The 13,631-nt window shown below is 62.8% G+C and carries 12 protein-coding genes; 1 reads left to right on the forward strand and 11 read right to left on the reverse strand.

The window, feature by feature from the left end; genetic code table 11:
* Positions 1-2: 2 nt before the first annotated feature.
* The 9 genes from EN852_RS01795 to EN852_RS01835 all read right to left on the reverse strand — a co-directional run bounded on the left by EN852_RS01795 (position 3) and on the right by EN852_RS01835 (position 11,352).
* On the reverse strand, positions 3-794 hold the full coding sequence (locus EN852_RS01795) for an ABC transporter permease (protein ID WP_095817069.1): 792 nt from the start codon (positions 792-794) through the stop codon (positions 3-5).
* Positions 791-1,705 carry an ABC transporter permease subunit gene (locus EN852_RS01800; RefSeq protein ID WP_127864222.1) on the reverse strand — a complete coding sequence of 305 codons (915 nt, stop codon included), beginning with the start codon at positions 1,703-1,705 and terminating at the stop codon, positions 791-793. The genes EN852_RS01795 and EN852_RS01800 overlap by 4 nt, the downstream gene beginning before the upstream one ends.
* A 61-nt stretch (positions 1,706-1,766) precedes the next feature.
* On the reverse strand, positions 1,767-2,873 hold the full coding sequence (locus EN852_RS01805) for an ABC transporter substrate-binding protein (protein ID WP_127874684.1): 1,107 nt from the start codon (positions 2,871-2,873) through the stop codon (positions 1,767-1,769).
* A 243-nt stretch (positions 2,874-3,116) separates the two neighbouring features.
* Positions 3,117-4,289, reverse strand: a complete 1,173-nt coding sequence (locus EN852_RS01810) for an iron-containing alcohol dehydrogenase (protein WP_112126483.1) — start codon at positions 4,287-4,289, stop codon at positions 3,117-3,119.
* A gap of 18 nt (positions 4,290-4,307) precedes the next feature.
* Entirely contained in the window at positions 4,308-5,696 is a 1,389-nt protein-coding gene (locus EN852_RS01815; RefSeq protein ID WP_127874685.1) for an aldehyde dehydrogenase family protein, read from the reverse strand.
* Between the two features lie 174 nt (positions 5,697-5,870).
* Entirely contained in the window at positions 5,871-7,241 is a 1,371-nt protein-coding gene (locus EN852_RS01820; protein WP_127874686.1) for a glutamine synthetase family protein, read from the reverse strand.
* A gap of 87 nt (positions 7,242-7,328) precedes the next feature.
* The gene (locus EN852_RS01825; protein ID WP_127864217.1) at positions 7,329-8,885 is read right to left on the reverse strand and encodes an amino acid permease; all 1,557 of its coding nucleotides are present in this window, start codon (positions 8,883-8,885) and stop codon (positions 7,329-7,331) included.
* Between the two features lie 88 nt (positions 8,886-8,973).
* The gene (locus EN852_RS01830) at positions 8,974-10,512 is read right to left on the reverse strand and encodes an amino acid permease (RefSeq protein ID WP_127874687.1); all 1,539 of its coding nucleotides are present in this window, start codon (positions 10,510-10,512) and stop codon (positions 8,974-8,976) included.
* Between the two features lie 12 nt (positions 10,513-10,524).
* Positions 10,525-11,352 carry an N-formylglutamate amidohydrolase gene (locus EN852_RS01835; RefSeq protein ID WP_127874688.1) on the reverse strand — a complete coding sequence of 276 codons (828 nt, stop codon included), beginning with the start codon at positions 11,350-11,352 and terminating at the stop codon, positions 10,525-10,527.
* A gap of 143 nt (positions 11,353-11,495) precedes the next feature.
* Here EN852_RS01835 and EN852_RS01840 point away from each other — a divergent pair, with 143 nt between their 5' ends.
* Positions 11,496-12,320, forward strand: coding sequence for a MurR/RpiR family transcriptional regulator (locus EN852_RS01840; RefSeq protein ID WP_127864214.1), 825 nt, complete (start codon positions 11,496-11,498; stop codon positions 12,318-12,320).
* A gap of 101 nt (positions 12,321-12,421) precedes the next feature.
* Here the strand turns inward: EN852_RS01840 and EN852_RS01845 are convergent, their stop codons facing one another.
* The gene (locus EN852_RS01845) at positions 12,422-12,829 is read right to left on the reverse strand and encodes a GtrA family protein (protein ID WP_127874689.1); all 408 of its coding nucleotides are present in this window, start codon (positions 12,827-12,829) and stop codon (positions 12,422-12,424) included.
* Complete coding sequence (locus tag EN852_RS01850) at positions 12,826-13,629, reverse strand: ChbG/HpnK family deacetylase (RefSeq protein ID WP_348643419.1); 804 nt, start codon at positions 13,627-13,629, stop codon at positions 12,826-12,828. Before EN852_RS01850 ends, EN852_RS01845 begins: the two co-directional genes overlap by 4 nt.
* Between the last annotated feature and the right edge of the window lie 2 nt (positions 13,630-13,631).

A 13,631-nucleotide genomic window follows, 5' to 3' on the forward strand; every position in this document is an offset into this window, starting at 1 on the left:
TTTCAGTTCGGTCGGTTCGCCGATTTCGGCGCGAAGCGGGACAGGATCTGGATCAGCGACATGCAGCCCCAGGTAATGGCGAAGGCGATGATGGCAAGCGCCGCCGGTTCATAGGCGCGGTTGGCGCCGATGTTCTGCAGATAGGGGCCGAAGGCCGGGCGATTGAGTAGGCTGGCCATCGTGAACTCGCCGATGACGATGGCGAAAGTCAGAAAGGCGCCGGAGAGCACCGCGATCAGTACGTTTGGCAGAATCACCCGAGTAATGATCGTGGACCAGCCGGCGCCAAGGATCTGCGCCGCTTCCGTCAGCGTGCGCACATCAATGGTGCGAAGGCCTGTATCCACCGCCCGATACATATAAGGCAGCGACAGCGTCGCGTAGCCGATCACCAGCAGGGCGTTGGTGGCCGTATCATTTGCCAGGAACGGCAACGGCGAATTCGAGCCGTACATCCTGATATAGCCGAAGACGATGACGATTGCCGGGATGACAAGCGGCAGCAGCGTGATGAACTCGACGATCGGCCTGAGCTGCGGCAGGCGCAGCCGGATCCAATAAGCCGCCGGCACCACCACCAGCACGCCGAGGATGATGGTGAATATGGCGGCAACCACCGAGTACATGAATGTCGCCTGGAAGCGGGCGTCGCCAAGCACGATCTGGTAGGCGTCGAACGAGTAGGCGCCGCGACGCATGCGCATCGAGAATTCCGCGGTCGCGATCAGCGGGATAAAGAAATAGGCCGCGCCAAGGATGAAGACGACCCAGGCCCAGAAGCGTCCGGTCTTCATTTCAGCCACCTCTCCGAGCGCGTCCGGAACCAGATGTAAAAGACATTGGCGAGGCCGGTGATGACAATCATGCCGAAGGCGATCGCATAACCGAGATGCGCATTGTGAAGCACGTCGCCGCGGATCTGGGCGTAGAGGAGGATGGGCACGATGTTGAGCGACGAGCCGGTCAACGCATAGGCGGTGGCAATCGCTCCGAAGGCGTTGGCGAACAGCAGGATAACGGTGCCGAGGAAGCTCGGCCAGATCACCGGGATGACGACCATGCGCCAGTACTGGGCCGTCGTCGCGCCAAGTGTCGCGGCAGCCTCGCCCCATTCCTTCTTCAGTCCGTCTATCGCTGGCACGATAATGACCACCATCAGCGGAATCTGGAAATAGACATAGGTCAGCGTGAGGCCCCAGAACGACAGGATGTTGAAGCCATGTGCGTAGATGTTGAGGCCAAACACGGTGTTGAGGATCACCGTGGCGAGGCCGAGGCGTCCAAGCGTTGCGAGGAAGGCAAATGCCAGAGGGACACCGGCAAAATTGGAGGCTACCCCGGAAAAGGTCAGTGTCGCCGACCGTATCCAATTGGGCAAGCCGCCCCGCACGATGGCAACGGCGATAGCCAGGCCGGCAAACGCTCCGATGAGGGCCGATGCCAGGCTGACCTTGATCGAAATCAAGTAGGCGGCAACGATATTTGGCTCCGACAGGGCGATGAGATTTTCCAGCGTGAACTCACCAGCCTCGTTCTGGAACGCGCCCAGCATCAGGTAGAGCGTGGGCAGGATGAGAAACATGACCGCGAAGATGAAGAAGGGCGCAACGCCGATCCATTGCGTCGGCAGCCGCAGCGCGCGCGCTTCGCTGGGCGGCGCGGTCTTTCCCGCAATTGTCTGGTTGGAGAGCGAGAGGTCGGTCATGCGCGGGCCACCGTCTGGGAGAAGCGCCGGGCGGCCAGAGCCGCCCGGCCGTTTCATTCCGTTACTTCACGTTGGCGCCGACAGTGGCGTCCCAGTTCTTGGTGATCGCCTCCTTGGCCTTGCCCTGCTCGTCGAGCGTCGGGAACACTGCGGAGGCATAGGCTTCGGCCGGCGGCAGCTTGGCCATCACATCGGCCGGAAGCTTGCCGTTCTTGGCGAGGTCGTTGAAGCGGATCGGATGGCAGTAACCTTTCAGCCAACCGATCTGACCCTCGTCGGAGTAAAGATACTCGAGCCAGAGCTTGGCGGCGTTCGGATGCGGTGCATAAGCGCTGATCGCCTGCACATAGACGCCGGCAACGACGCCGGTCTTCGGCACGACGACGTCGACGGGCGGGTTGCCCTTCAGCGTGTCGCGGCCGGCAAGCGCGTTGTAGTCCCAGGTGACCAGGATCGGGGTCTGACCTTGGGCCAGCGTGGCTGGCTTGCCGATGACCGGCACAAAATTGCCAGCGGCATTGAGCTTCTTGAAGAAGTCGAGACCTGCTGTGCCGGCTGCTTCACCAGCAGCGGCACCACCGGACAGGCCGGCGGCGTAGACCGCCTGGATCGCCTGGTTCGAGGCACGCGGATCCCCGGCGAGGGCGACGGTGTTGGCATAATCTGACTTCAGCAGGTCTGCCCAGTCAGCCGGAGCTTCCTTCACAAGATCCTTGTTCACCAAGAACGACAGCACGCCGTAGTAGTCGCCCGCCCAAAAACCATCGGCATCCTTGGCGCTGTCCGGGATCGAATCCCAGGTCGATACCTTGTAAGCTTGGATCAGCCCGTCTTTCTTGGCGGTCGGGCCGAAGGACAGGCCGACGTCGATGACGTCAGGGGCCTGTGGGCCTTTGTTGTCCTTGTTGGCCTTGATCGCCTCGACCTCGTCGCCCGAGCCGGCGTCCGGATTGAGTTCGTTGATGGTGATTTCCGGATATTTAGCCTTGAAAGCGTCGATCACTGCCCCGTAGCCGCACCAGTCATGCGGAAGCGCGATGACCGTGAGCTGGCCTTCCGCCTTCGCGGCCTTGACGAGATCGTCCATCGAAGCGGCGGACGAAATCACCGTCGACGCGAAGAGCGCCGCGGCCGAGAGGGAAAGCACTTTCCCCGTGAACTTGAACATGTGTTCTCTCCGTTGAACTGGCGCGCTAAGCGCCTGCGATGCGGGTATCGTTTTCGTGTGACAGCCAGATGAAGGCTTTTTGAAACCGGAGCCCCACAGCGAAAAAAGTTAACTCTTTTTAACGGACTGTAGCAATTAGCCCGCACTTAATTTTCCGGCTAATGGTTAGCTGTCTTGATTTTTGCCTCTCCTCCCTTTTTCTTGAGTGTTCCCTTCTTCAATTTTGGTATTGAAAGCCGGCTCTCAGACGGAGCCGGCAATGGCATTTTCGAGCAGCGTGAGCGCCGCCTTCTTGGTCAGCTTGACCGGATTGCCGCCGGCTGTCGGATCGACCACCGCCATGTCGGCGATCAGGGTCTTGCGCTTCTTGTCCATGTCGAGCCCCTTGATCAGGCCGGGCAGCGCGTGCGGCACCTTGAGTTCCTTGCGCAGCTTGATGATGGCCTTGGCGAAGCCGTCGAAGCCGCCCTTGATCCCGCAATAGGCGGCTAGCCGTGCGATGCGGTCCTCGATCGCCTCGCGGTTGAAGGCCAGCACATAGGGCATGAACACCGCGTTGGTCATGCCGTGATGGGTGTCGTAGAGCGCGCCGATCGGATGCGACAGCGAATGGATGGCCCCCAACCCCTTCTGGAAGGCGGTGGCGCCCATGGCCGCCGCGCTCATCATATGGGCGCGCGCGACGAGGTCCTTGCCATTGGCGAAGGCCTTCGGCAGGTTCTCGAATACCAGCCTTATACCTTCCACCGCGATGCCGTCGGCCATCGGATGATAGCCCGGCGCGCAATAGGCCTCCAGGCAGTGCGCAAGCGCGTCCATGCCGGTGCCGGCAGTGATGAAGGGCGGCATGCCGACCGACAGTTCCGGATCGGCAATGACGATTGCCGGCAGAAGCTTCGGATGGAAGATGACCTTCTTGGTGTGAGTCTCCTCATTGGTGATGACGCCGGCGCGGCCGACCTCGGACCCCGTGCCCGCCGTGGTCGGCACCGCGATGATCGGCGCAATCACGTCCGAATTGGCCCGGGTCCACCAGTCTCCCACATCCTCGAAATCCCATACAGGCCGTGTCTGCCCGGCCTGGAAGGCGATCAGCTTGCCGAGGTCGAGCGCGGAGCCGCCGCCGAAGGCGATGACGCCGTCATGCTTGCCTTTCTTGAACACCGCGATGCCGGCGGTGAGATTGGACTCGACCGGGTTCGGCCTCACCTCTGAGAAGACCCCATACGGGATCTTGGCATCGTCGAGGATCTTCAGCGTCGAGGCGACGACGGGCAGCTTCGCAAGGCCCGGATCGGTGACGAAGAGCGGCCGCTTGATGCCCGTCGCATTGAGCACATCAGGCAATTCCTTGATGCGCCCTGCGCCGAAGCGGACGGTGGTGGGGTAGTTCCATTTGGAGATGAGCTTGGACATTTTCTGTCTTTCGAAAGGTCAGATCGTTTCGCGCAGGTGATAGGATTTCGGCCGGGTCAGATTGTCGTAGCCGATGGCCGAGAGCGCGGCGCCCTTGCCGGTGTCCTTGACGCCGGTCCAGACCAGCGCCGGGTCCAGATAGTCGCAGCGGTTCATGAACACCGTTCCGGTTTCGACACGGTCGCCGATCGCAACCGCACGCTCGGTGTCGCGCGTCCAAATCGAGGCCGTCAGCCCGTACGGGCTGTCATTCATCAGCGCGATCGCCTCTTCGTCGTTGCGCACCTTCATGATGCCGACGATCGGGCCGAAACTTTCCTCGCGCATGACGCTCATCTGGTGGTCGACATTGGTCAGCACTTCCGGCGCCAGATAGGGCGAACCCGCTTTGTCGTTCTCGACCTTCATGTTGATGTGCGCGGTCGCGCCCTTGCGCAGCGCCTCGGCCTTCTGCTCGCGGATAAGGTCGGCGAAGCGCGCCTGCGCCATCGGCCCCATGGTGGTCGCCTGCTCCAGCGGATTGCCGACGACATAGTTCCTGGTCTCGGCGATGAAGCCTTCGACGAACTCGTCATAGACCTTCTCATGCACATAGACGCGCTCGATGCCGCAGCAGCACTGGCCGGAATTGAAGAAAGCGCCGTCGACCAGATTGGCAACCGCATGATCCATCTTGGCGTCGGGCAGCACATAGGCCGGGTCCTTGCCGCCGAGCTCGAGGCCGAGCGTCATGAAGGTGCCGGCCGCCGCCTTCTCGATCGCGCGGCCGCCGCCGACCGATCCGGTGAAGTTGACATGGTCGATCTTGCCCGAGCCGAGCAGCTTCTCGGTCTGGGCATGGTTCATGACCAGGTTCTGGAACAGCCCCTTCGGCAGGCCGGCCTTGTCGAAAGCCTGCTGGAAGCGCTCGCCGACTAAGAGGGTTTGAGCCGCGTGCTTGAGGATGACGGCGCTGCCCGCCATCAGCGCCGGCACGATGGTGTTGACCGCCGTGAGATAGGGATAGTTCCACGGCGCGATCACCAGCACGACGCCGAGGGGCACCTTCTTCACATAGCGCCGAAAACCGTCCTTCGGATTGGAGGCCATGATCGGCTTGAGCGCCGCTTCGGCGATCTCGACCATGTAGTTGGTGCGTTCCTTGACGCCGCCGAACTCGCCGCCATAGCGCACCGGCCGCCCCATCTGCCAGGCGATCTCTGGCACGATCTCGTCGGTCATGGCGACCAGCGCCTCGAGCATCGCCAGCATGTATTTGCCGCGCTCGACGACCGGCGTCTCGGCCCATTTCTCCTGCGCGGCCCTGGCGCGCTCGACCGCCGCATTGATCGCCTGGTCGCTCGCGACCGGCCGCTCGGCGTAGATCGAACAGTCGATGGGTGATTTCAGTTTGACCGTTTCGGTCATTTTATAAGTCCTCGCAGTTTTACAACAATCGATACGCGCATGGCCTACCCTCATCCGCTTGCCGGCACCTTCTCCCCGTATGGTGACGGGGAGAAGGGAAGCGTTCCGACGCCGGCTACCCTCTCCCGTTCTCACGGGAAGGGGTAATGGGCAGCGCCGACCCTAACGCGGCCCTTAATACCGCTCGAAGCCCCGATGCAGTTCCCAATCCGTAATGCGGCGGTCGTATTCGAACTGCTCCCAGCGGGCGGTGTGCACATAGTGGTCGATGACGTCGTCGCCGAAGGCCTGCTTCAGCATCTTCGACTTAGCCAGCGTCTCGGTCGCGTCGCGCAGCGTCTTCGGGATCTCCGGCAGGCGCGAGGCCTGATAGGCATCGCCGACGAAAGGCTTCTGCAGTTCCAGTTTCTCGTCGATGCCGGCGAGGCCTGACGCGATCAGCGCCGCGAAGGCCAGATAAGGGTTCAAATCGGCGCCGCCGATACGGCACTCCATGCGGATGCCTTTGGTGCCCTCGCCGCAAAGCCGGAAGCCGGCGGTACGGTTGTCCTCGCTCCACATGATCTTGGTCGGCGCGAAGGTGCCGGCCTGGAAGCGCTTGTAGGAGTTGATGTAGGGCGCCAGGAACCAGGTGAACTCCTTGGCGTATTTGAGCTGGCCGGCCGCCCATTGCTGGCCAAGGCTCGATAGCGTCCACTCAGCCTTCTTGTCGAAGAACAGCGGCGTCTTGCCGTCGGCGCTCCACAGCGAATTGTGGATGTGGCTGGAATTGCCGGCGAACCCGTAATTGTACTTGGCCATGAAGGAGATGGCCTTGCCTTCGGAATCGGCGATCTCCTTGGCGCCGTTCTTCAGGATGACGTGGCGGTCGGCCATGTCGAGCGCCTCGGCGTAGCGCACATTGATTTCTTCCTGGCCCGGACCCCATTCGCCCTTGGAATTCTCGATCGGGATACCGGCGGCTTCCATCTCGTTGCGAAGCCGGCGCATGACGCCTTCTTCCTTGGAAGTGATGCCTATCTGATAGTCGCCGATATAAGGCGAAGCGCTATCGAGCCCCTGCCAGTGCTTCTTGCGCGCCGAATCGTAGGTCTCGTTGAACAGATAGAATTCGAGCTCGGAGGCGAAATAGCCGATATAGCCACGCTCCTGCAGACGCTTGACCTGCTTCTTCAGGATGGCGCGAGGCGAATGCGCGAGATCGTCATGCGTGTGATGATCGAGCACGTCGCAGATGACCAGCGCTGTCTTTTCCAGCCATGGAATGCGCCGCAGCGTCGAAAGGTCCGGCTTCATGACGAAGTCGCCATAGCCCTTCGACCAGCTCGCCGCCTTGTAGCCCGGCACTGGCTCCATATCGATGTCGCAGGCGAGCAGATAGTTGCAGCCATGCGTCTCGCCATGCGCGGAATCGACGAAATACTGAGCCAGGAAGCGTTTTCCCGAGAGCCGGCCCTGCATGTCGACGATGCAGGCCAGCACCGTGTCGATCTCGCCATTCGAGACCGCTTTCTTCAACTGATCGAACGAGAAATTCCCGGCCATTCCTTTGGCGCTCCAGTGCTTGGTCGTTGAGAGGGAGAAACGAAGCCATGGCCGGCACAAGGCCGGCCGTGGTCCACAATGCGCATATCAGTGGCCGGTCTCGCCGACCGCCTGTTCGGCCGCCTTGATCGCCGCCTGGCGCGCCGCGATGATGTCGCCCAGCGGCGGACCCTGGAAGCGGTTGCGCTCGAAGGCGAACCAGACGATCGCTGTCAGGATGAAGAAGCCGACGGTGATGTAGAGCGCCCAGTCGTTCGGCGGCTGGATGCCGATGACGAAGATCAGGATCATCGACACGATCGACAGGAAGGCGAACAGCATGAAGATGCCGCGGCCCATGTTCCACGGCCCCATCTTGTCCCACTTCGGCGTGCCCCAGGCCATCATGCCGAGCACGATCGGCACGGTGAAGGAAAGGAACAGGAAGATGACGGTGCAGGACACCACGATCGTATAGGCCGAGGTACCGGCGACCGAGACCACCGACGAGCCCCACACGAACAGCACCGACAGGATCGAGGCCGTCCAGATCGCGGCCACCGGCGTGCGGTAGGTCGGGCTGACCTTGGCAAGCGATGCCGAGCCTGGCAGGCCGCCGTCGCGCGAGAAAGCGAAGATCATGCGCGAGGCAGAGGTCACCGTGGCAAGGCCGCACAGGAGCTGCGAGATGAACACCACGAGGTAAACGAACTCCTTGACGCCGGTGCCGACGCGCTGGTCGAAGGCCCAGAAGAACACGTTCCAGCCCTGCTTGGCAGCGTCGTCCATGTTCGGGATCATCAGGACGAAAGCGGCGAGGAACAGGTAGCCGAAGACAGCCGACCAGATCACGGACATGACCATCGCGCGCGGCACCGACGAGGCCGCCTTGATGGTTTCCTCCGACGTATGCGCCGAGGCGTCATAGCCGGTGATCGTATAGATCGGCAGCAGCAGGCCGAGCGCGAAGACCCAGGCGTTCGACACCTGCGGCCACACGCCGCCGCCGGCATCGCCGGAATAGTTGTGGAAGGTGAAGAGACGGCTGAAATCCCAGGTCTCGGCCGAAAGCAGGCAGACCACCGCGATGAGGATCGAGCCGAAGAAGATCAGATAGCCGGAGAAGTCGGTGAGCTTCGCCGTTAGCTTGATGCCGAGGTGATTGATCAGCGCCTGGGCGCCGGTGATGATGACCAGGAAGATCATCTGGTTGGTCAGCGTGCCCTCGATGCCCAGCGCCGGGCCGAAGGCGCCGACGAAGAACGTCCAGGTGCCGACATTGATGGCGCCGAGCACGGTGATCAGGCCGAGCAGGTTGAGCCAGGCCGTCACCCAGCCGGTGCCGCGATTGCCGAGGATCGAACCCCAGTGATAGAGGCCACCGGCCGTGGGATAGGCCGAGCTGATCTGCGACATGGCCACCGCGAAGGTCAGCGACACAAAGCAACCGACCAACCAGCCGATGCCGATTCCGATACCGCCGGCGCCGGAGGTTGCCTGGGCCAGCGAGTTGATGCCGCCGGACAGGATGCAGATGATGGAGAAGGAAACCGCGAAGTTCGAGAAGCGGCTGAGCCGCCGCTCCAGCTCCTGGGCGTAGCCCATGCTGTGGAGGTGTTTTACGTCCTCCGCCTTGTCTGACTCGGTATAGCCCGGTGTCGTCATGTCGGAATTCCCCTATGGTTCTTGGCTGGCCGGTGCTGCACGTCGATGCCCGATCGGCCTGGACCGATCGGGCGGCATTGCGTCGCCTTTAGCTCGCTGTCTGACCGACGGCTTTTTCCGCCGCCGCTATCTCAGCGGCGCGACGAGCGATGTCGGCACCGATAGGCGGACCCTTGAAGCGCCGCGATTCAATACCGAACCACAGGACCACAAGCAGAATGATCAGGCCGATGGCGTAGTTGATCAGGATGTCGAAGGGCGGTTGGATGCCGGCATACATCAGCACCAGGACGCCGAGCACGGTAACGATGGCGAAAGGCTTCGACCAGACGCCGAGACGGAACGGCCCGAATTCGGTCCAGGTCTTGCCTTCCGCCAGCAGGCCCGCCGCCACCGGCATGGCGTAGGAGACATAGAGGAAGAGAGCGCAGCCCGCCGCCAAAGCTGCGAAAGCCGGCGAATAAAGCGTGGCGGCGATCGACAGCACGACGCCGAGCCAAATGGCAGGCACCGGCGTGCGCCAGGTCGGCGAAACCTGCTTCCACAAGGACGACCCCGGCAGGCCTCCGTCACGCGAGAAGGCGAAGATCATGCGCGAGGTCGACGTCAGTCCGGCCAGCGCGCACAGATAATTCGACACCACGATGGCGATGCCGAGCAGATCCTTCAGCCAGGTCGGCGCCGGCAGGTTGTTGAACAGGTTGAACCAGGCATTGCCGCCGTCCTTGGCGGTCGCCACGAGATCGGGGCTCGCGACGACGAAGGAAACCGCCATGACGAAGCCGAAGACGAGAGACCACAGAACCGCGTGGATCATGCCCCTGGGCACCGCGACGCGCGCATTGTGCGTCTCCTCGGCGGTATGCGCCGAGGCATCGAAGCCGGTGATCGTGTAAAGCGGATAGAGGAGGCCGATCACGAAGGCCACGAATGCCGTGCGGGCTGACGGAACGTAGCCGCCGCCAAGATCGCCGGTCGTGTTGACGAAGGTCGTGAACCGCGACAGCTCGAAGCCATGCGCGCCCCAGATCAGGAAGGTCAGTGTCAGCACGACCGCGACAACGAGGATGAGGTAGCCCGAAAAGTCGGTCAGCATCGTCGTCGTCTTAATGCCGAGATGGTTGAACAGGCCCTGGGTGACGGTGATGAGAACGACCGCCGTCGTCTGCTGCCAGAAACCCCAGCTTGACGTGTCCCAGCCGAGGATCGGTCCCGCGACAAGCCCGGAAAACAGCAGGTAGACGCCGACATTCACCGAAGCGACGACGAAGATCAGGCCGAGCAGATTGATCCAGGCCGTCGCCCAACCCCAGCCGCGCCCGCCAAGGATCGAGGACCAGTGGTAGAGGCCGCCGGCGGTGGGATAGGCCGAGCCGATCTGGCCGAGCGAAGCCGCGACCACAAGCGCAAAGAGACCACCGATGATCCAGCCGACGGTAGCTTCGAAACCGCTGCCGGTGCCCATGGCCAGCGGGAACGACGTGATACCGCCGGCCAGAATGCAAATGATCGAGAAGGAAATGGCGAAATTGGAGAAGCCGCTCATGCGGCGGGCCAATTCCTGGGCATAGCCCATGCTGTGAAGGATTTTTACGTCCTCCGATTTCTCTGCGTGATCCGTTGTCATGTTGGAGTCCCCTTATAGTTCTTGGCTGGCCGTTCGTACTGACTTTCCCATTGCGCGTTGTCGGGAGCCCCTGGCCTCCTCGGGCTCCAGATTGGAAAATATGCCCGTGAGCAGATCCGCCCATTTCCGCTGCCCGGTCTCGCCGGCGATTTCGTCGTTGCGGATTTCGATCATCGCGCAGGCAAGGCCGCGCGAGCGCGCGTGCCGCTCCAGCGTGAAATAGACGCGGTCGGCCGGCGAATAGGGTTCGTTGACGCCGACGGTGACGCCGGCAAGCCGTTGCAGCGCCGATATCAACGGCGCTGCCAGCCTGCGATCCTCATCATGGATGATGCCGATATGCCAGGGCCGGCTCTTGCCCTTGTAAACTGGCGTGAAGGAGTGCACCGACACCAGCCGCGTTTCGCGTCCGCGGGCCAGTCGCCCGTCGATGAGGTTGGCAATCGTGTCGTGGAAAGGACGCCAGGACAACTCGACCCGCGCGGCGCGCTGCTTTTCGGAAAGACCCGCATTGCCAGGAATGACTGTCGTCTCGCTGACCGGCGGCACCAGGTCCGGTGCGTCGAGCGGCCGGTTGCAGTCGATGACGAGGCGCGAGACGCGGGTTTCGACCAAGGGAGCGTCCAACGCCTCGGCCATCCGGCTGGCAACGGGAAGCGCGCCCGGATCCCAGGCGATGTGGCGGGTCAGGTCTTCGGCCGGCAGGCCGAGCGTTCCGAATTCGGCAGGGAGGAAATTGGAAGCGTGATCGCAGGTGAAGACGAAGGGGCTTGAGCCGTCGGGGTTGGACACCCTTACGGTCTCAGACGGGGCAAGGCTAGCGGGCCGAGCTTTCTCCATATCGTCCCCTGCGGGACGCTGTATCTTATGTTACGTATTTTGTCTCATTGCGTCCCTGTGAATGATTTCATACAGTTTGACCGGCTTTGTCAAACGCGAATTCGGGAAAACGGCGGCGGCGGGTCAACGGGTGGGGGAAAACCATGATTTCCAGCATTGCCGAACTGATCTCTGACCGCATCGGCGCGATGCCGGCCGGCGAGCGCCGCGCCGCCCAGACGCTGATTGCCAACTATCCTTTGACCGGGCTGAAGACGGTCGCCGAATTCTCGGCCGCGGCCGGCGTGTCCTCGCCGACGATCCTGCGTTTCGTCGCCAGGCTGGGTTTCCAGAACTACCCCGAATTCCAGTCGGCGCTGCAGGATGAACTGGCCGCGCAATTGCAGTCACCCGCATCGCGCACGCTCAATCCAGGCTCGACCGGCGGCGCCGTCTCGCCGATGCTGGAGGCAACGCTCGACAATTTGCGCGAGACGTTTCGCCACCTTACCGATAAACAACTGGCCGACATCGCGGCGCGGCTTGCCGAGCGGCGTGGCAAGACCTTCCTCATCGGCGGCCGCTTCACCGATCCGCTGGCGCGCTACATGGCCGCCCATCTCGCCATCATCCAGCCGGATGTCTATCACCTCGCCGGCCAGGAGAGCATCTGGCGCGACCGCCTGATCGACATGGGCAAGCGCGACGTGCTGGTGATCTTCGACATCCGCCGCTACCAGGAAAGCCTCGTCCGCTTCGCCGAGAAGGCGCATCAGCGCGGCGTGCAGATCATTCTCTTCACCGACCAGTGGCTGTCGCCGATCGCCCGCTTCGCCCGCCATGTGATCGCCGGGCGTACCGCCGTGCCCTCGGCCTGGGATTCGTCCGCCGCTCTCTTCGTCGTCGCCGAAACACTGATCGGTGCGGTAACGAGGCAATTGGAAGCGGCCGGCGCCAAGCGCATCCGCGATCTCGAAAGCTTGCGTTAGATCGGGATGACGTTTCGTTGGATCGCCATCCCGCTTCCGGCATGAGCAGATCATGGATCAGGTCCTGATATCGAGCCGCCGAATAGCGAAACTGCCTCGGCTTATCTCACCAGTCGCCCCTCGATCGACCAGCGCGCGGCCAGGAAGTTCAGCACGGCCGCCACCACGACGCCGATGATCTTGGCCGGCCACACGCCGATGGCCCCTGCCAGTGCCGCGATCGAGAGACTGGAAACACCAAGCGAAATCAGCGCTCCCAGCGAGACGAAGCGCAGGAAGGAGTGGTGCAGCCGGATGTCCGGGTCCCGCTCGAACGACCAGAAGCGGTTCGCCACGAAGGAGAAGAGGACCGCGACGAACCAGGCGCCGACATTGGCAGCCAAAGCCGGTGTCGCGAGCTTGAGCAGCAGGAAAAATGCGGTGAGGTCGATGCCGGTGTTGACCAGCCCGACCAAGGCGAAGCGAAGGATCTTGCTGCCGGTCGAACGCTGCGGCTGGCCGGCGCTCATGCCTTGCCGTCCATGACGCGCGCTCCGGCCTTGTCGAGGATGTCGCTGAAATCCCGCGAGGAAAGAACCGTGTACTCAACCTCGCGCACGGCCTGCATCGGGTCTCGGGCGCGCAAAATGTCGTCGACATGGCCCGGATGGCACATGAACACCCCCTGTGCGGGCAAGGTCTTGATCGCGGCGCGCAGCGTTGAGGCGAACTTCTCCGGCTGCCGCCAGTCATAGATCCCGGAAAGCGGTGTCATGACGCTGAAGCCGGCCCGTCGCATCGATCCGTTGAACCCCGCGGCCAGAGCGGCGACCGCCGCGATCTTGGGCGCCGCCGCATCCATCCCCGGAAGTCCCGGTGCCCCTCTCAGCGCCGGTTTGCGCGCGCTTGCCCCGAACCGCGCGAGCAACCAATTTCGCACCATGGGAAGAAAATGCACATGCTGGTGTCCGTCGACATAGTCGGGCGGGCCTGCCAGCGTTTCGACGAAGCGATCGTATTGGGCGTCGAGCTCGGCATGAACGTCCCGCTCGTCGATACGCCCGCGCCGCACCGGCAGCGCAAGGGATGCGAGCCCGGGCAGCTTGCCGTCCGGCGCCAGGCTGGACGGTCCGGTCGCGGCGACCTGATCGGTGAGGGTCAGATGCAGCCCGACGGCAGCCTGGCGGCGGAACGGCCTGATGCGCGCCGCCGCCTCCTCCCACTCGGGAAAACCGGTCATGCAGCCGGTTCCGGTCAGGCGGCCGCGCTCGATCAGCTCGAGGATCGCATCCGACACGCCCGGCGCCAGCCCGTAATCGTCGGCAATCAAGC

This window comes from Mesorhizobium sp. M2E.F.Ca.ET.209.01.1.1, from assembly GCF_004010375.2.
Classification (GTDB): Bacteria; Pseudomonadota; Alphaproteobacteria; order Rhizobiales; family Rhizobiaceae; genus Mesorhizobium.

Coding starts and splice junctions, on each gene's coding strand:
- EN852_RS01845 (WP_127874689.1), bottom strand. CDS start 12,829: ATGAGCGCCGGCCAGCCGCAGCGTTCGACCGGCAGCAAGATCCTTCGC.
- EN852_RS01815 (WP_127874685.1), bottom strand. CDS start 5,696: ATGACCGAAACGGTCAAACTGAAATCACCCATCGACTGTTCGATCTAC.
- EN852_RS01835 (WP_127874688.1), bottom strand. CDS start 11,352: ATGGAGAAAGCTCGGCCCGCTAGCCTTGCCCCGTCTGAGACCGTAAGG.
- EN852_RS01825 (WP_127864217.1), bottom strand. CDS start 8,885: ATGACGACACCGGGCTATACCGAGTCAGACAAGGCGGAGGACGTAAAA.
- EN852_RS01795 (WP_095817069.1), bottom strand. CDS start 794: ATGAAGACCGGACGCTTCTGGGCCTGGGTCGTCTTCATCCTTGGCGCG.
- EN852_RS01810 (WP_112126483.1), bottom strand. CDS start 4,289: ATGTCCAAGCTCATCTCCAAATGGAACTACCCCACCACCGTCCGCTTC.
- EN852_RS01820 (WP_127874686.1), bottom strand. CDS start 7,241: ATGGCCGGGAATTTCTCGTTCGATCAGTTGAAGAAAGCGGTCTCGAAT.
- EN852_RS01805 (WP_127874684.1), bottom strand. CDS start 2,873: ATGTTCAAGTTCACGGGGAAAGTGCTTTCCCTCTCGGCCGCGGCGCTC.
- EN852_RS01800 (WP_127864222.1), bottom strand. CDS start 1,705: ATGACCGACCTCTCGCTCTCCAACCAGACAATTGCGGGAAAGACCGCG.
- EN852_RS01840 (WP_127864214.1), top strand. CDS start 11,496: ATGATTTCCAGCATTGCCGAACTGATCTCTGACCGCATCGGCGCGATG.
- EN852_RS01830 (WP_127874687.1), bottom strand. CDS start 10,512: ATGACAACGGATCACGCAGAGAAATCGGAGGACGTAAAAATCCTTCAC.